This window comes from Dictyobacter sp. Z7_2 (genome assembly GCF_057551105.1).
On the sequence record NZ_BAAJPE010000001.1, the window covers coordinates 2,219,835 to 2,238,670 of the forward strand.

Sequence of the window (18,836 nt, forward strand, 5' to 3'; positions counted from 1 at the left end):
TGGGGAAATGTTAGTGTTGATGCTTTGAGAAGAGCGAAAAGGAGTTCAGTATGACGAATTTACCACCCCAGGGTTTTTCAAGACTTGCTGGCAGTACACGACAACTACCGGCACATGCTCAAGCGATCGGACCACTCGATCCTACCGAGCAGATCGAAGTCAGCGTGTATCTACGTGATCCGGCCGCAGGTCAAGATATTGATCATATCAGCGCACATGCTAAACAGCCCGGACCAAGGCTCAGCAGAGCCGAGTATGCCTCGACTCATCGCGCGACCACTGAAGATCTGACCAAAGTGCAAGCGTTTGCACAGCAGCACCATCTCACGGTTAGCAGCGTCGAGCCAGCAGCACGCAAGATAGTCCTGAGCGGTACGGCTTCAGATATCATGGCAGCCTTTGCTGTCGAACTCAAGCGTTATAAACATGGGAACGAGACATTCAGAGGTCGTACAGGCCACGTACACATCCCAAACGAACTTGAGAATATTGTCACAGGGGTCTTTGGTCTTGATGATAGGCAACAAGCCAAACCACTCTTCCGTTACCTCCAAACCTCAAAAAAATCATTCCCACGCGATGTTGCAGATCAGATTCGGCACCCACGAGCGCAAACCAGCGGGTACACGACACCCCAGGTCGCACAACTGTACGACTTCCCGACAACTTTGGATGGCTCTGGCCAGTGCATAGGACTGATTGAGCTCGGCGGCGGATATAAGGATACAGATCTGACAACCTACTTTCAACAACTCAAGTTGTCATCACCTGAGGTTGTCAGTGTAGCAGTCGATGGAGCAAGTAATAGCCCATCTGGTGATCCGGGTAGCGCCGACGGTGAGGTGGTCCTCGACATTGAAGTTGCAGGCAGCATCGCTCCCAAAGCCCGCATCGCCGTCTACTTCGCCCCTAACACTGATCGCGGTTTCCTTGACGCTATCACGCAGGCGATCCATGACACGACCAACGCACCATCGGTCATATCGATCAGCTGGGGAGGCCCAGAGTCAAGTTGGACTACTCAGGCGATGCAAGCAATGGATCAGGCGTTTCAGGCAGCTACGGCATTAGGTGTCACCATCTGCTGTGCCTCAGGTGACAACGGGTCTGGAGACGGTGTCGATGATCAAAAAGCGCACGTTGATTTTCCGGCCTCAAGTCCCAATGTGCTTGGCTGCGGTGGCACCACGCTAAACTCCTCCAACAACGTCGTGTCGAGCGAAGTTGTCTGGAACAATATGGCGAGTAGTAATGGCGCAACTGGTGGTGGCATCAGTGATACTTTTGCACTTCCAACCTGGCAGGCTAATGCTAACGTTCCGACATCCACTAATGCAGACAAACGTGTCGGACGCGGAGTGCCCGATGTGGCAGGCGATGCTGATCCACAGACGGGCTATCAGATCTATGTGGATGGACAGAGTATGCCAATTGGCGGTACCAGTGCAGTAGCCCCCTTATGGGCAGGCTTAATCGCACTCATCAACCAGAAGTTGGGCAAACCAGTTGGCTTCTTGAATCCATTTCTCTATCAGAACTATCAAAGCCTCCTGCAGACAAAAGCGCTGCGCGATGTTACCAGTGGAGATAACGGTAGCTATGCCGCTGGTGTTGGCTGGGACGCCTGTACGGGATTGGGAACGCCTGATGGGACGCTATTGCTCGATGCGCTTGAAAAGGCGACTACGACGCCAGCTCCATCACTCTCGGCAGTATCAAATGCGTCTCATCAGCAGGATTAAACCTGCATCATACGCCATCTATCAAAAAAGCAGCGCTGGATGAAATGTTTTATGCTTCATCCAGCGCTGCTTTTGCCAGATCGTACCAATGAGTACGATAATGTTTTGTGCTTCATTCAGCATTGTTTTCGCCAGATCGTACTCATTGGTACGATCTGGCGCAGGTACAATTTTCCGCACAGTTCAGGGGAGAAATATGGAACGGCGCTTCTCCTCCACAGCGGATATCATTGCCGAAAGAGGTGCAAGCAAGCGTGATTGTGCAGCCTGCGTACTTCCACGCAAATTAATCCGAAAATACACTTCCTTATTAAAATTCCCATAGACCCCATCGATAGTATCCGATAAATCATTGCCGTTGCGAGGAGTAGTAAAGGTGGGAGAATGGCAAAAATCATAATCGGTACAGCCAGGAAACTGCGAAATATCGAGTTGAGTAACTGGACCAAGTTTTGTCCCATCGGTATCGTCAGTGGCGCCCGGATAGATATTGATCGTGTTTCCCTGCTCCCCCATCGTCACAATATAAAAATGCCCCTGCTTATCCTGAGTGATTCTCATCTTTTGACCAAACTTGACATTGCGCATCTGCACATCTTTGAGCAGTTTTCCATTCTCAATAATCGCTTGATGCGGTCCGTCGTATTCATTCAAATAAAGTACATGCAAGCGGTTAGAAGTGTCGATGTAGCTATCTGTGACATACGTCACGTCGCGATCGCTGGTATCACCAGGATCTCTGGGCTGAACCTCCTTAATCAGCGTCTGATCGAGTTGTGGCTGTGGCTGTGTTATATCATCGATATGAAAATACTTCACTTCATTAAAAATCCACTGATTACCAGTTTGCGCTTGTGGCAGACCAAGCAGGCCGCGCTTGACATCGCGGGTTGCAACGATCGATAGATCATTACTATAGCCAGGAAAAAGAAACGCATAGGTATAGCGAAAATCCAATGTATTATTATGAAAGGTCCAGGTATTTGAACGTGAGCTATAGTAGACCCAATTAAAGACGCCCGGCTTATCAGGGCCAGTCTGCACCAGCACTATATCGCCATTGTCATTCACACCGACACTACTATATCCTTGCTCCTGATTTTGTATCCATTTGCCTGTAATCCACTCCTGCTGAAAGGTCTTCCCATTATCAGTCGAAAAGATATGCTGCAATTTGCCCTGGGTGCCGGGCCAGGCAAAAAGATGGATAGAGTCATCTTTTCCTAATACAATATTAATGGGTTCAGCGCCTGCATCTCCATTATCGATCTCTTTCCACGTGCCATGTGGTGCTTCATGCATCAAGTGCCACTCTCGATCGTTTAATCCAGTACCGGACGAAATATAAGTCATAAAGAGATCGCCTTGCGTGGTACGAATAATACGATCTTTTTGAGCTCCCCAGCCATTGGGCACATATTGATTCCCGGTTCCATAAGCCTGATCAGTAATAAGTTCAAGTTTCTGAAGCACTGGCTTGCCAGCAGATGATGCCTTGGGAGTTACATATACGTGAAGCAGAGGATCTTCTGGAGTTGCACTAAGGTCAAGAAGATAGGTCACAAGCACTATGATAACAACAATTGAGAAAACTGACATTATCCAAAGCAATGCCGATTTTCGACTCATTTTCAAGTTGATCATCTCCTTACGTGAGATATCGTTCATCCATGCCGATATCACTCTCACACTATATCAGAACGCATCCCTGCCGGCAACAAGCCTGTAGAAAAACTTTTTTTGCAAACCGATCAACTAGAAGTATGTAACTATACTTATGATATCGCGTATTATTGTTGCCTCTCACTATTTTACTCAAAAAAAAGGTATTTATCTAGTAGCTCCAGCCAATTTTGAGCGCAGCAAAGCACATGCAAAAGGTGAAATTATGCTTTTACGTATGTGAACACATAAAATGTAGCACAGGGGTTTTACGCCCCCTGTGAGGTAACCATACCACTCATGCAACATTTTCGGCTCTCAGCGCTTCCTTGGTAATATGATTAATAGGTGAATATTTGACGCAATGGTACCCCACAGGGGGCGTAAAACCCCTGTGCTACATTTGCGGTATATAATAACGAAAAGGGTAACCACTCTATGCTACGAGGTTTTTTTCGTCGTGTATTCGTGGACGAAATCAATCAGGCGCCGTACGTTTTCGATCGGTGTGCCTGGAAGAATGCCGTGCCCAAGATTAAAGATGTGTCCGGGTCGCCCCGCGACGCTATCCAGAATCTCTCTGGTTCTTTTTTCGATTATGGGCCAGGGCGCAAACAAGGTGACCGGGTCAAGGTTACCCTGGATGGCAGATCCAGGCTTGAGAGACTGCCAAGCCCGATCCAGATCGATGTGCCAATCAATCCCAATCACGTCACCACCCGCCTCCTGGATCAGGTCGAGCATGCTGCTGGTGTTGGTGCCAAAATGGATAATGGGGACATTGCCCTGTCTGGCGATCTCCAGCGCTCGACGGCTGTGCGGCAGAACATATTCACGGTAGTCGGCGGGACTTAGAGCTCCAACCCAGCTATCAAAGAATTGCAGGGTCTGCGCCCCGGCCTGAGCCTGAGCCAGCAGATAGTGTCCGACGACTTCGCTGAGTTTTTCCATGAGCAGATGCCAGGTCGCGGGATCACCCATCATCAGGCCCTTGGTATGCAGATACGATTTACTGCTCCCACCTTCGATAGCATATGAAGCCAGTGTAAAGGGGGCACCACTAAAGCCTATCAGAGGTATCCTACGGGGCTCCAGTTCGCGGCGGACAAGGCGAATTGCCTCCAGGGTGAAAGAGAGGCTCTCCAGAGGATCAGGCACGCGTAGCGCCTCTACGTCGGCTCTGGAACGTACCGGATTATGGATAACTGGTCCCTCACCCTTCATAAATTCTAAATCAAGTCCCATACCTTGTAACGGAGGTAGAATATCAGCAAAGATGATAGCTGCATCCAAATTGAAGGCGCGTATCGGTTGCATGGTAACTTCCGCAGCCAGCTCGGGCGTTTTGATGAGCTCCAGGATGGGATAACGAGTTCGTAAGGCACGATACTCTTCCATGTAGCGACCAGCCTGACGCATTAACCAGACCGGCGTGGCATCAACTGGTAGACACTGGCAAGCACGTAAGAAGCGACTTTGTGCCGTTAACGATGTCGATGACTGCACACTTGATGTTGTAACATTCATAATATAAATCCTTGCAAGCTCTAATCGGTATTGTTATTGGGTTGGTGGACAAAATCAACCAGGCGGCGCAATGTATCCGGATCGGTGGCAGGATGAACAGCATGTCCAAGATTGAAGATGTGCCCGGGACGTCCATCTATCCTCGTAAGGACCTCCTGTGCGGCGGCCGCCACGGTATCCCAGGGAGCCAGTAACAGCGTCGGATCGAGATTTCCCATAATGCCATGTCCGGCTCCGATCTGCTCCCAGGCTGTATCTATATCGACACGCCAATCGACACCAATCATATCGCCGCCTGCCTTGGCCATCGCGGGCAAGAGGCTCGCGTTCGCTGTTCCAAAATGGATACTAAATGCTCCAGCCTGCTTCACAGCATCCAGGACGCGCTGCGCATACGGCTGAACATACTGCTGATAAGCTGCCGGCCCAAGTATGCCATTATTGCTATCAAAGATCTGGATCACATCCGCTCCGGCACGCACCTCAGCCTGTACATAATCGATCAGTACAGTGGTCATGATCTCCATCAGCGCATGCCAGACCTCCGGCTGTTGATACATCAACGCTTTGGCGACGCTGTAGTCACGGGTTGGACTGCCTTCGATCAAGTAGAGCAGCAGCGTCAAAGGTCCGCCAGCAATCCCAATCACAGCCTGCTTCTGAGCCAGTTCACGCTTGACCTGGCTGATAGCCTCCAGCACAAAGGGAGTTGACTCCTCAGCGGACGTGACACGGAGCGCGGTCACATCCTGCATGGTGCGGATAGGATGCGCAACGATGGGTCCACGGGCGGGATCAAGTTCGCATTGGACCCCCATACCGGCAAATGGGAGGACGATATCAGTATACATGACGGCGGCATCGACTCCATAAGTGGCAACTGGCAGAAGCGAGACGCGGGCACAGAGCTCAGGAGTGCGAGCGATAGTTAAAATATCATAGGACTCTCGTAACGTCCGATACTCAGCCAGACAGTGTCCTGCTTGCCGCATAAACCAGACTGGCGTTGTCTCTACTGGCTGCAACTGACACGCTGCGCTAAAACGAGCGATCCCACTTTGATCTGGTGCAGGTTGAGTTGATAACTGCATACAGCTTCCTTGTATCTTATTTGATCTACGAACGGGTCATATTCCAGTTTCTCGAATGCCCGGAATATACCCTGGAGAGCCATTTCGTACCATGAACAGGGACATCGTACATAAGTGTACGACGCTACTTTGGCTCACACACTGTATCGACGATTGCTTTTCATAGCATAACGTGTTGTAAGCTGGAATGCAATGAGAAATCTCAAAAATCTGTAGGACCATCACAATCTGTCACAGATTTGTGAGGATTTAGGAGGATTTGTGTGGGAAGAGGTCAGATCAGGGAGCGGCGTTTTTGGCTTGCTCAAATACTGCGGAGTGAGTATCAATAAATCCGATCTGATTGGCAGGCCAGAAGACAAGCACAGCTTTCCCAACGATGTTATCAGAGTTTACCGTACCCCAGTTACGAGAGTCATTCACAAACTGACGATTATCGTTGAGCACAAAATACGCCCCCGCAGGTATTTTCCATTCCTTACCCTCGGGGTTGGTACTTTTTGAGACATATGGCTCGCTAAGGATCACACCATTTACCTGCACATGCGTCTTGTCAGTTTTGACATCATCTCCCGGTAGCCCAATAATGCGCACCATATCATCTACATTGGTATCAAGTGGATCGTGCAGTATCACAACATCGCCTCGCTGCGGCTTGCTAAAAAGGTAGGAAGTACGGTTCGCCATAATATAAGCATTTTGGCTAATACTCGGCTGCATATTGGCGCTTTGCATATGATATCCACGCACAACAAAGCGAATCACGACAAAAAGCAGTAAAGTAATCACTACCAATTCGACAATTTCACGCGTAAAATGCGATCGTTTCAAGATAAATCTCCATAGGGAAGAAACCTCACACCCTCTATACCCAACAGATTGCGAGAAAACGCAGACGCTGAGGAGCTGGCAAGAAAAATCTTCCGTATTGCTTTTAAATAGTAAACCTGTAGGCGTAGTATAGCGCAAGGCGCGTAAAAAAGCTGGAAAAGACATGCGATGTAGCCCAAAACTACCAAGTTCAATTATCTGTTACTTCAATACACCTACAATCATATAAGTAAATACGTATATCTATAAAATGATTCAACGAGCCACAAGTCCTAGTAGCATCGTGTTTTTGTTGACCTTCGACGTAGAATATATATAAACTATATCCCAATGTCCAACGCCAAGAGCATGCCTGGACGCGTTTGGAGGCACATGTCAAGGGGGCCACGATGATCGATTTGGTGGAACAACTGGTTGGAACAACTATCGGAGATTATTACCTTTCGCAGTTGTTGGGTCAGGGGAAATTAAGTGCTGTGTACGCAGCACGGCAAGAAGGTGAAATGGAACAGGTAATGCTCACGATTTTCCTGCTACCACCCGATTGCCAGGGAAGTGTGCGCGAACGTTTTATGGCACGCTTCACCCAACAAGCTCACGCATTATGTCAATTACGCCATCCTCATATTGTGCCTACCTACGACTACGGCGAGCAGAATGGCTATCCATATCTGGTCACGCCCATCATCGAAGGGGAGACCATCGCCTCTCTACTCAAGAAGCAGCAACGCTGTTCACCAGATCTGACGCTGGCACTGCTGCGTCAGATCGCTGATGCGCTGGACTATGCTCATGCCCACAATGTGATCCATGGAACTCTCAAAGCCTCAAATGTCCTGCTGGTACGCGAAGAAGGATCGAGCGACGTCTATACCGTGATGACGGCAGGCTTCGGCCTGGCACATATGCTTGAAATACGTGGCATCGGACAGGTAGCTCATCAGTATCCAGGCTTATTCAGTATTGCAGGTACACTACTCACCAATCCGGTCTATATCGCTCCCGAGGTTGTTGAGGGTGGCATCTTTGACGCACGCGCAGACGTTTATGCGCTAGGCATTCTGACCTTCGAGATGCTCTCCGGACAACCTCCGTTTACCAGCAATAATCCCTTCGACATTCTGCAACAGCACGTCCATGAGCGCGTCCCGGCGCTACAATCGATCGCAGCAGAGGTACCTGCTGGATTGGATATCGCGCTCCAACGCGCCCTGGAACGCTCACCAGAGCTCCGTTTGCAGGTAGCCAGTAAGCTTGTCACCGCCTTTGAACGTGTCTTAAACGTCATAGAGGAAGCAGCCAAACCCGTAGCACAGCACACAGGTCCGGCACTACCAATCAAGATCCACCTCGCCTTGCTCGATACGCTGCCACCTGACGAAAGTATCGCGCTGCCAGGCATTACTGCCACCAGGATCACAAGCGTTTTTCCATCCTTCCCTATGCACACGCAAGAGCACATGACAAGCATCCAACATACAAATACCGCCAGTTTAATAGCACCGGACAGTATGCAGAGCCAGCTTCCCGATATGACCACTCCGAAGAGCATCCCTCTGGATACGACTATCTTCCAGAAACAATCCCAGGAAGAGGCTCTCCCCTGGACACAAGCAGAGACAGATAATCTCTTACGCTCAACGGCCGCTCATGCCAGTGTCAAAGTAGCCCCATCCGCACAACAACGTTCCTCCCGCCCCGATCCGGGGCGCAGACGCATTATTAAAGCCGTCAATGGAGTCGTTACGACCGGGGTACTGATAGCAGGAGGGTTAAGCATCTGGCACCTGCTCCAGAATAAGAACGAGACCCGGACCAACAGTAGTGCAACCGAGACTGCATCGACAGCCAGTAGCACAGCCAACGGAGAGCTAATCAGCTCAACAGCTCCGGGCAAAAATGCATCCCTGAACTTCACCGATCCTGTGACGCACAGACCTGGTATCTTAATCCGCCTGCCAGATAACTCACTGGTCGCCTACGATCGTACATGTAGCCACGAAGCCGCCATGATCAATTATGATCCGCACAGTCAGGCGCTTATTTGTCCCAGACACCAGTCCCGCTTCGATCCAGCCCACAAAGGGGCTGTTCTGAAGGGGCCAGCGACCAGACCTATCACACAGATTACTATCCAGGTAGCCGCCGACGGAAAAGTATCGACCACGCACAAATGAGGATTAATAAGGGCGAAAGTACTCCATAATATGTTGCAGATCGACAAGAGGAAGTTCATGAGCGCTATGCCCTTGCCAACCTACCATCGTTTCGGCAGCAGTCAACGCATTGAGGATGGCTTCCTCGGTCGCCTCGGCGACGGCATCAAAGAACGGGGTGAGATGATCGTTAGGAACCATCTGTAACGTCAACAGACCTTCCGCAGAGGAAGGAATATGATTCCCGGTTGAAAAGGCAAGAAAGATATCGCCACTGCCATTATTCCCAGTTCCTCCTGCACGCGACAAACCAACGGTTGCTCGTTTCGCCAGACGTGTACATTGCGTCGGCACCAATGGAGCGTCGGTGGCAACGATGACAATGATTGAGCCTCCTTTGGGAGGAGTTGTCCAGGGATCTGGAACTTTCGAGAAATTGAGCTCGCGCCCCACAGGAACACCATCGACGCGTAGCAAGTGCCGACTTCCATAATTACTCTGCACAAGGACACCAACAGTGTAGCGTTGGTCGAGATATGGAACGCGTCGCGACGAGGTACCGATACCGCCTTTAAATTCGTGGCAGATCATCCCTGTACCACCACCCACATTCCCTTCCATCACCGGGCCTCCTTTAGCTGCGGACAAAGCCCTAAAGGCATGCTCTTTGGTCACATGAAAGGCAGTGATATCATTGAGCCAGCCATCCCAGGTCTCAGCCACGACTGGCAGCGAGCCAAGCCAGGATGACGAGATGGATGGAATCCCACCAGGACCCCAGTTGCTTGCCATCTCTACAGGATAAGCTACCAGAGCATCGCGCACCACGCCGACAGAATTCGTGTTAGTGATACCAATCGGCGTATGCAACATCCCGGACTCAGCAATCCAGGGTAGACCGGTCATCTCGCCGCATCCATTAAAACTGAAAAAGCCAGCGCAGGCATGATCATCCCAGATATCACCATCGCGTGGAACAATCATCGTGACACCGGTACGCGCAACGCGTGGCTCATCCAGCAAAATAGTCTCGTGTCCCACCAGGATACCAGGAACATCCGTAATCGCATTATAGGTGCCCGTAGGCAAGGTACCGATAGTAATTCCTAGATCGCGCAAACGTGCTCGTGGTATACTCATAAGACTCCTCTCCAAACCAACCAAACACTAAAAGAGATCACTTACTATTCTAACAATCTTGCAATAGTATCAAGGACAGTGATAACATCAAAGGGCTTGCCCAGATGAGCGGTACAACCAACTCCTCGTGCACGCTCCTGATCATTTTGAGAGACATGAGCAGTCACGGCAACAATCGGAGTAGTCTCAAAAGCAGGCAACTTGCGTAAATAGGCCACGGCCTCCCAACCACTCATACCAGGTAGAGACATATCCATCAGGATAAGGTCGGGATGATGCTCTTGCGCCAGTTTGATAGCCTCAGCTGCATTTTCGGCAAAAAGTAGGAGATAGTCTTCCTCTTCTTCCAGGATTTGTTGAAGCAATTGACGCATGTCTTCACTATCATCAACGATTAAAATTTGCTTTTTGATCTGCTCACGTGCGGCTGCACTCATAATTCCACCTCGATAAACATACGGCGACGACTCTTGCACAAAATCCAGAAAAGTCTTGAAAAATAATACTCAAGTCTGAGGAGTTTGTCCACTATCATCGACTTGACCTTCAGAGATCTCGGGAGGTACTTGCTGCTTTTGTTCTACAACAACACGTATACGTTCATCTAAATGTCTACTATCATCCATATTCACCAGCATCATTAAGAGATCCGGGCGGCTCTTCTCAATGATATCCATCAAGGCCTGCCCATCTGACGTCCTTTGCAGCACATAACCAGTTCGATCCATCAGCTTCTCGATCAGCGCGTGGATGTTTGGCTCGCTATGCACCAGCAAAATTGGCTTCAGAGTTCCAGACGCCTTATCGAACCTGGTCACATATTCGGTCGAAATCGACGTTGAAGCCGAATTTTCTCGATCCTGCAACGTCGTGGGCCGATCTTGCACTAATTGCTGTAACACATTCAGCAAAGCATCCCGAGCAACCGGCTTAACCAGATACTCATCTGCTCCTAACACATAGCCAGCGGAACGATCTTCCAGAACCGTCAATAGAATCACAGGAATCGAAGCCGTGAGCGGATTCGATTTCAATTGGTGCAGAATCTGCCAGCCATTGATCTTGGGCATCATGATATCCAACGTAATCGCGCTTGGGTGCAGTTCCTGGATCACTTCAATGGCCTTAGCTGCATCCTGGATACCGATGACCCGATACGGCGATTGCTCTAGCGACTCTGCAATCAGCTTTAATACGTCAGGATTATCGTCAACCGCGATAATCAGCCGAGCATCTTCGTTCTGCTGGAGATCCTCCTCAGCATCCGAGTTGGTCAACTGATCTGTCTGGTCAGCCACCGGAAACGCGTAGCCGGTAGGCGAAAACTCGACATTTTTTTGATTGTGCAAGGTATTCAGACGCAGATCCTGTATAGAACGTTGATCGCGTATATGGAGTGGCAGGACAATTGTAAATGTAGTGCCTATCCCCACCTGACTATGAATCTCGATTTTGCCACCCAGCAAGGTTGTCAACTCACGTACGATTGAGAGTCCCAGACCGGTCCCTTCATAGGCGCGACTATTTGTATTATCAACTTGATAGAAAGCCTCAAAGATATGCTCCTGTTTCTCCGCCGAGATCCCAATTCCCGTATCCTGGACCGAAATAGCGATCTGCTCGCCAGCCTCGCCCAATCCTGGAGAGGTCGATTGGCGCACTACCGAGACAAGTACCGAGCCCTGTTCCGTAAATTTCAGTGCATTTGAGACAAGATTTAACAAAATTTGACGCAACTTACGCGCATCGGTTTCGATAGTTGTGATCTCGGAATCTATCTCAGCATCCAACTTGAGCTTGCGATCGATAGCAATCGATCGTGTCTCATCGACGACAGCCGTAATTAATTCTTGTACATTGACCTCGGCAGCATTCACATCCATGCGCCCGGCTTCCATCTTGGCGATATCAAGCACATCATTAATCAGGCTGAGAAGATGTTGCGCATTTTTTAAGATCCGTTTTACGTTCTCGCTCTGCCGCGCCGCAAGGGGAGACTTTGCGGACGAGCGCATAATCAGCTGACTAAAACCAATGATCGAGGCCAGCGGTGTGCGTAGCTCATGCGACATCGTCGATAAAAACTGGCTGCGAACACGATTGGCCTCTTCCAGAGCCGAGTTTAAAACGGTGAGCTCATCGCGCTGCTGTCGCAGAGCACTGTTTGTCAGTTCTTGCTGATGAGCATACTCAGCCAATTCGGTCGCCTGGCGTTGCGTATGTTGGTATGTCTGCGTATTACCAATAGCCGTGGCAAGATTGCTTGAGACGACTTGAAGCACGTTGCGTGTCCGCTCTCCCATGGGAAAGACCGAGCCAACAGCCAGCACGCCCAGCAGATCGTTGCTCTGTACCAATGGTAGATGATAGAGGCTGGCGGGCAAGGTTTCTCCGACAATAGTTTTAATGGCAAATGGACTACTACTTTGTTCCCGCGATGAGATCATCAAGGGCTCACGATCCTGAGCCACCTGACCGATCAACCCTTCACCAAAAGCAAAGCTTGTCAATCGCCCCTCCATTTGCAAGCCGCGTGAAGAGAAGAGCCTGAGCACGTTCTCACGTGGGTCATAGAGATAAAGTGCGACGATCTGCACATCAAGCAGGCTTAACATGCTTTGAGAAAATTTCTGCATCAATACAGTCAGATCGAGGCTCTCAGTCAACATCGTATTCAGTTGCGTCACCTGTTCCAGGATATCTCGATCTCTTAAGCCACTCTGTTGCTCTTGCAAGATCTCGGCCATCTTATTAAAAGTACGCCCAACTTCATTGAATTCACTATCGCGGCCCTCCTTGAAACGAGCAGTCATATCACCCTCCCCAAAGGCAGTCGTCACAAACTTGAGGTTGGCAAGTTGGTCGCGTTGCACTTTGATATAACGCTGGAAGGTTGAAACTAAAAAAGTCGTGATCACTAAAGTGAGGACCAGCATCACTGCCAGGATACTCCAATCCGTGACAATATAACGTTGCTGTATCATCGCCAGATCGGCATCGCTGGCTTGCTGTAAGGTAGTAATTCGCCTCCTTAACGTATCAAAAAGGTTTTTCCCCTGCGTATATGTGGCATTCGAACGGGCAATAGAAAAGTCACCAACCTGCATACGCGAGATTTGAGGATCTTCATATGTCGTCGTCCATGTCGAAACACTATTATCGACACGAGCCAGAGCATCTGATGTCTGCTGAAAACCACCCGTATTCGTAGTAACATTCAGCGCTTTTAAAGCCGTAGTATAACTCGTACGCCCACTCGTCAAGGGCTGCAAAAAGTCGGAATTATTCGTTGCCACATAGCCACGTAGACCAGTTTCCTGATCTAGCATCGCTTGCAAAAGGGTGCTCACATTATCGTGTATCGACACGCGCTGATTGCTCAATTGCTGCTGATTCCAGGAAAGATAGATGCCCACGCCAGAACTAATAAATAGGAAAATCACTAAAATAGCCACAGAAAGATAAATACGCTGGCGTATCTGCTCAATTAAGCTACGCTGTGGACGTTGAAAGATTGGCAACGATAAAGTATTACTCATAATTATTGCACTCTTTATGTAGAACGAAAGAAGAGCGGCTTCTTTCTAAATAAAATTTTGGTTGCACCTCAAAATTCAACTCACTGCACATAGTGTTTTTATGAGGCATGATCAGAAGGCAATTGAACACAATTTTATCATACCTCATCAGAGCCGGGAAATGAAGACCTCGTCCTTCCAGGCAGGCTCATTCGAAAGGATTTCTCCAGGCACAAGCAAATAGTAAGAGGAGTGCTGACCATCTGCCGGTCAAAAGGAGGATATCTCTGCATGCATTGAAGATGATATGCTATAATAAATATTGAACAACTTTATTATAGTTAACATCGATTGATCCAGTTTGAAGAAATCTCAACAGGGATAAAATTCATCTCACATTAAATATGCATTATTTAGATTGTTCTGAGATAGGAATAGCTTTCAATTTTCTTGTTTACTTATACATACGTGACAAAGGCAATGTAAGGACACCAGATTTGCCATCCATGCTGCAAACGAGCATATCCAGGAGGTGACATTTGAGGCCGGACAATCCACTAATGCATGAGATGAAAGCCGAGAGCAAAAAACACATCAGCTATCAATCTGAGCATGCTTCGATATTACAAGAGTTTAAAACACAGATTAACACAGATTTAATTGAGTTAGTTCATGATGCAATTATTTTATGCGATGAGGAACAACATATTTTGCTCTGGAATAAAAGCGCGGAGCAACTCTATCAGTGGACACAACAAGAAACATTGGGACAAAATTATCATGAACTGCTCCGATCTCAACTACCGGCCGGCGCTGAAGAGAGCCTTGGCTCTCTGATCACCTGTGAACACTGGGAAGGGCTGTTGCGCCAGACATGCAAGGATGGTTCAAGCATTATTGTCAAAAGCAAACAAATCATCAGGAGACATCCAGACACCCAGCACAGCAGCATGCTCATCGCCAATCAGCTCTCCCCCGAGCCCAAACACATCAATCAAGAGCAAAACGATCAACTCTACCTCATGAGTATCGCTCGCGAAATTGGTCTCTGGTCCTGGGATCTAGCCAGTGATCAGATATCGATGTCTCTGGATAAAAGCAATCGTGAATCTCATGATATCTGCACCTATGCACAATATCTACAACTTGTAAATCCTAAAGATCGTGTACGTGTAGATAAAATCGTCAAAAACGCATTAAAAACTGGCTCCGATTATAGTATTGAATATCGCCGCCTGATGCGGCCCGATCACCAGGAACGCTGGATTCGAGTGATAGGGCGTATCATCCACAATGATCAGGGTGTATCGAGCTATGTGATTGGTGTCGCCACCGATATGACCGATCAAAGAAAGCTGCAAAAAACATTAAAGGATACCAATCATCATCTCCAGGTCGTGCTAGAAACGATCGACGATAGCCTCTTCTTTCTGGATAACCACTGGCATATTACGTACATCAGCAGGAAGGCCGAAGCACTGGTTCATCGATCCCACAAAAGCCTCCTGGGAAAAAACGTGTGGGAAGAGTTCCCATATCTACAGGGATCTCTGCTAGAGCAAAAGATTCATGAAGCGGTCGAAACACAACAAATGCTCCAATTTGAAAATCTCTCCTCAAGAGATGGGCATTGGTACGACTTTCGCCTCTACCCCGCTACCGAGGGCTTGATTGTCTATTGCCATGACATCACAGAACATAAAAGTGTTAGAGAAGCCTTAGAGGCCAGTGAAGCGAAATTTTCGTGGCTCCTTGAAACAAATATCATTGGTGTTATCATTATTGATCGGAAAGGAAACATCCACAAAGCCAACGATGCATTCCTAAAACTACTCGGTTTTAAACGCGAAGACCTGCGCAAAGGAAGGATCAATTGGATACAACAGACCGTGCCAGAACAAAGAGAGCATGACCGTGACCTGCTGCAAGAGTTGCAAAGTCACCATATATTTAAGCCCTATGAAAAAGAACTTTACGATAAAGAGGGCAAACGCGTCCCCATTATGATCGCTGGTGCTCTGATCCAGGCCAATAGCGACATGGTAACAGCACTTGTGATTGATATCTCAGCCCAAAAACAGCTAGAAAAGCAAAAAGAGACATTTATGAGTATTGTAGGGCATGAGCTACGTACTCCCTTAACAGCCATCAATGGCAGCATCCAACTTGCACAGAGACGCTTACAGCGCTTCACACGAGAAAAAGCAGAAAATTTAGAGCCAGAAGCTGAGCTCCTGATTTATAAATTGGATAAATTGTTGGAGCAATCACTACGACAGACTCGGGTGCAAAATCGTTTGATCAACGATCTACTCGATATCTCAAGACTGGCCATTGACAAGCTAGAACTTAACTTACAGCCTCAGGATCTCATCCAGATTGTCACAGAGACGGTCGAAGATCTACGTTATACAGCTGGCGATCATGAGATTTACCTCAAATTGCCAGCTCAGGCCACAGTATCTGTGCTGGTCGATGGCGACCGCATTGGACAGGTAATATCGAATTACGTGACAAATGCCCTGAAATACTCCGATCCTGGCGTACTTGTAACGGTGGAAGTGACGATTGAGGAGGATGTAGCGCGTGTATGGGTGCATGACAAAGGGCCAGGACTTTCAGAAGATGATCAGAAACGCATCTGGGAAAGCTATTATCGCACGAACAATGCAAAGGATCAGCAAGGCACAGGGATCAACCTCGGACTGGGCTTACATATTTGCCAGATTTTGATCCAGCGACATCAGGGGCAAGTTGGGGTACAATGTAAGGACAATGAAGGATCTTCCTTCTGGTTTTCATTACCAATTCATTCATCCTATTTGCCTTAAGGTCGTAAGAAGGTGACTGAGTTTGTAGCATCATCCATTTTTTGGATGTTCATTGCAGAAATATGCGACAAAAACACTCATTTTGCTGGACCTGATAAGGCAAACTAGAAGAGCAAAACGAATGAGCGGCTTCAAAGACTGATTTCGCTTCACAGTAGTTCCAATGCTGAGCTCCCCCAAAAGGATTACCGACCTAATTTAAGGAGGAAACACGCATGCCGTCTCAGATGTCCCCCTGGACTATCGGTGTTGAGGAAGAGTTCCAAATCATTGATCCAGCCACCCGCATCTTATCTCCCAATCGTGATCGTATTCTCTCTTGCATAGAACCAGATCAACGCGAACACGTCGATGTAGAACTCTTAAGAAGCCAGATTGAAACCGCCACGCCTATCTGCCATACATTAGCGGAGACGCGTAGCGCCGTCACATCTGCACGCAGGACGATTATTACAGCCGCAGCCAGGGCCGACAGTTGGATTGCAGCCAGCGGGACACATCCATTCTCTCATTGGCATGATCAACAAGTCACAAAAAAAGAACGCTATTTACAGCTAGAGCAACATTATCAGCAGATCGCACGCGAGCAAGTTATTCTGGGATGTCATATCCACATTGGCTATCGTGATCGTGAGCAAGCGATTCAAATCATGAACCGTGCTCGCATCTGGCTGGCACCGATCCTGGCGCTGAGCGCAAACTCGCCCTTCTGGCTCGGCGATGACACAGGTTACGCCAGTTATCGTACCATCATCTGGTCGCGCTGGCCCATGGCTGGACCACCGCCCCACTTCGCCTCAAGTGAAGAATACGATGAACTTTTACAGATGTTAATCCAGGCTGGCACTATTCCTGACGCCAGCCATATTTATTGGGATATACGACTCTCAGATCGTTACCCTACCATCGAATTTCGTGTCACCGATGTATGCATGACCGTCGATGAAACCGTCATGCTGGCAGGACTCGTACGTGCGCTTGCACAGACGTGTGCAGAACAGGCCGAAAGCCATCTTCCTTACAATCAAGCACCAAACGAACTCTTGCGGGCCGCGCACTGGCATGCCGCCCGTTATGGTTTTGAGAACCATCTCATCGACTCAACCACAAGAGCAACTGTGACGGCACCCAAATTCATCGAAAACTTTCTGCAATTCCTACGTCCAGCGCTGGAAGCAAGCAACGATTGGGATGAGATATCCGAGCTTGTCCATACCACGCTCAGCCACGGCAACGGCGCTATGCGGCAACGCAAGATTTTCCACAAGACTGGACACTACGAAGATGTCGTAGATCTCATTGTAGCTGAAACCGCCATAGAGAGTGAAACGCTCCTTCGCGCAGAACCGCGCTAAGGAATCAGATAAGTCCAAGTAGATGGTGATTCTTTTACATCTTTTTCATCTAAATAACCTTAATGTAGCGCAGGGGTTTTACACCCCTGTGAGTTACCCATACCACTTATGTAACATTTTCGGCTCCCACCGCCTCCCTGGTAATATGATCAATGGAGGGTCTTTGAGGCTATGGGATCTCACAAGGGCGTAAAAACCCTGTACCACATTTGCGTTATATCAAGATATAAGTGCAATTCATGCATAAGATTTTTGGAGAAAAGGTTGTGATCGCTTACGTTCGCACCTGTGAGGTGCTCTGCTTGCTTCGGGAATTTGCTCCGCTTGATAGCAGCGCCTTTGATAAACGAGTGCAGGCGCTGTGAACCTGAGACAAAACATGGAGGTAATTCGGGAGATCTCTCAAGACGGATTGCTTCCCGCCTTCCACCCAAATTGATTACGATGTCCCTGCTTACCATACAAAACGGCCCTCAGAGCACATCCAGACATTCACACCACTGGTGAGAAAATCTGGAGTGCCAGGATTGAGCATGTCAGACAGTTCACAGGAACATCTTATTGGGGAATCACGGTACTCAGCAGCAAGGGCCAAAGGTAAAGCAGTATGACGATTTCAAGCAGTCGCCGGAACATTCTAATGAAAATTTGGCGGTCGGTCCGCCACTGCCCCCACAAATGGCCGCGAGATCGGCATCCAGCAACTCAATCTGACCGGATGGATGCTCTGGCAATTGCGCCAGAGCATCCGATGATAGGCTACGTCGATACGTTTCATCGGTCCAGGCGCGTACAATATCTATAGGCATAAGAAACTCCTCCTTTAGTAGAGCATGGAAAAATGGTTCTGGGAGAAATCGCTTTGAAAAAACGGCGTTCACCCTCATCCTCACCATTACCAATGTTACAAAACAACAGGTTCGATAAACGAACTATCATGATCACCATTAGCGCTGGCAGCAATTTCAGCAGTACTGAAATGT

At 48.5% G+C, this 18,836-nt stretch carries 12 protein-coding genes; 4 read left to right on the plus strand and 8 right to left on the minus strand.

The window, feature by feature from the left end; genetic code table 11:
* Positions 1–50 precede the first annotated feature (50 nt).
* Complete coding sequence (locus AC27N8_RS08850; RefSeq protein ID WP_487066065.1) at positions 51–1,742, plus strand: S53 family peptidase; 1,692 nt, start codon at positions 51–53, stop codon at positions 1,740–1,742.
* 183 nt (positions 1,743–1,925) lie between these two features.
* Here AC27N8_RS08850 and AC27N8_RS08855 read toward each other — a convergent pair whose 3' ends face one another.
* From AC27N8_RS08855 to lepB, 4 genes are all read right to left on the minus strand, one after another.
* A complete protein-coding gene (locus tag AC27N8_RS08855; protein WP_487066067.1) occupies positions 1,926–3,377 on the minus strand; it encodes a hypothetical protein in 1,452 nt (483 codons plus the stop codon).
* A gap of 468 nt (positions 3,378–3,845) precedes the next feature.
* Positions 3,846–4,931, minus strand: coding sequence for a uroporphyrinogen decarboxylase (gene hemE, locus AC27N8_RS08860; RefSeq protein ID WP_487066069.1), 1,086 nt, complete (start codon positions 4,929–4,931; stop codon positions 3,846–3,848).
* Positions 4,932–4,951: 20 nt separating this feature from the next.
* On the minus strand, positions 4,952–6,022 hold the full coding sequence (gene hemE, locus AC27N8_RS08865) for a uroporphyrinogen decarboxylase (protein ID WP_487066071.1): 1,071 nt from the start codon (positions 6,020–6,022) through the stop codon (positions 4,952–4,954).
* Between the two features lie 279 nt (positions 6,023–6,301).
* Positions 6,302–6,853, minus strand: a complete 552-nt coding sequence (gene lepB / locus AC27N8_RS08870) for a signal peptidase I (RefSeq protein ID WP_487066073.1) — start codon at positions 6,851–6,853, stop codon at positions 6,302–6,304.
* A gap of 389 nt (positions 6,854–7,242) precedes the next feature.
* On the opposite strand from lepB, the gene AC27N8_RS08875 reads away from it, so the two are divergent.
* Positions 7,243–9,030, plus strand: coding sequence for a protein kinase domain-containing protein (locus AC27N8_RS08875; RefSeq protein ID WP_487066075.1), 1,788 nt, complete (start codon positions 7,243–7,245; stop codon positions 9,028–9,030).
* Positions 9,031–9,033: 3 nt separating this feature from the next.
* Here AC27N8_RS08875 and AC27N8_RS08880 read toward each other — a convergent pair whose 3' ends face one another.
* The 3 genes from AC27N8_RS08880 to AC27N8_RS08890 form a co-directional block, all read right to left on the minus strand.
* Positions 9,034–10,149, minus strand: a complete 1,116-nt coding sequence (locus tag AC27N8_RS08880) for a DmpA family aminopeptidase (protein WP_487066077.1) — start codon at positions 10,147–10,149, stop codon at positions 9,034–9,036.
* 44 nt (positions 10,150–10,193) lie between these two features.
* Positions 10,194–10,586 carry a response regulator gene (locus AC27N8_RS08885; RefSeq protein WP_487066079.1) on the minus strand — a complete coding sequence of 131 codons (393 nt, stop codon included), beginning with the start codon at positions 10,584–10,586 and terminating at the stop codon, positions 10,194–10,196.
* A 69-nt stretch (positions 10,587–10,655) separates the two neighbouring features.
* Positions 10,656–13,688, minus strand: coding sequence for an ATP-binding protein (locus AC27N8_RS08890; RefSeq protein WP_487066081.1), 3,033 nt, complete (start codon positions 13,686–13,688; stop codon positions 10,656–10,658).
* Positions 13,689–14,206: 518 nt separating this feature from the next.
* On the opposite strand from AC27N8_RS08890, the gene AC27N8_RS08895 reads away from it, so the two are divergent.
* On the plus strand, positions 14,207–16,498 hold the full coding sequence (locus AC27N8_RS08895) for a sensor histidine kinase (RefSeq protein WP_487066083.1): 2,292 nt from the start codon (positions 14,207–14,209) through the stop codon (positions 16,496–16,498).
* Positions 16,499–16,713: 215 nt separating this feature from the next.
* Positions 16,714–17,853 carry a carboxylate-amine ligase gene (locus tag AC27N8_RS08900; RefSeq protein WP_487066085.1) on the plus strand — a complete coding sequence of 380 codons (1,140 nt, stop codon included), beginning with the start codon at positions 16,714–16,716 and terminating at the stop codon, positions 17,851–17,853.
* Positions 17,854–18,431: 578 nt separating this feature from the next.
* On the opposite strand, the gene AC27N8_RS08905 is transcribed toward AC27N8_RS08900, so the two are convergent.
* The gene (locus AC27N8_RS08905) at positions 18,432–18,662 is read right to left on the minus strand and encodes a mersacidin/lichenicidin family type 2 lantibiotic (protein WP_487066087.1); all 231 of its coding nucleotides are present in this window, start codon (positions 18,660–18,662) and stop codon (positions 18,432–18,434) included.
* Between the last annotated feature and the right edge of the window lie 174 nt (positions 18,663–18,836).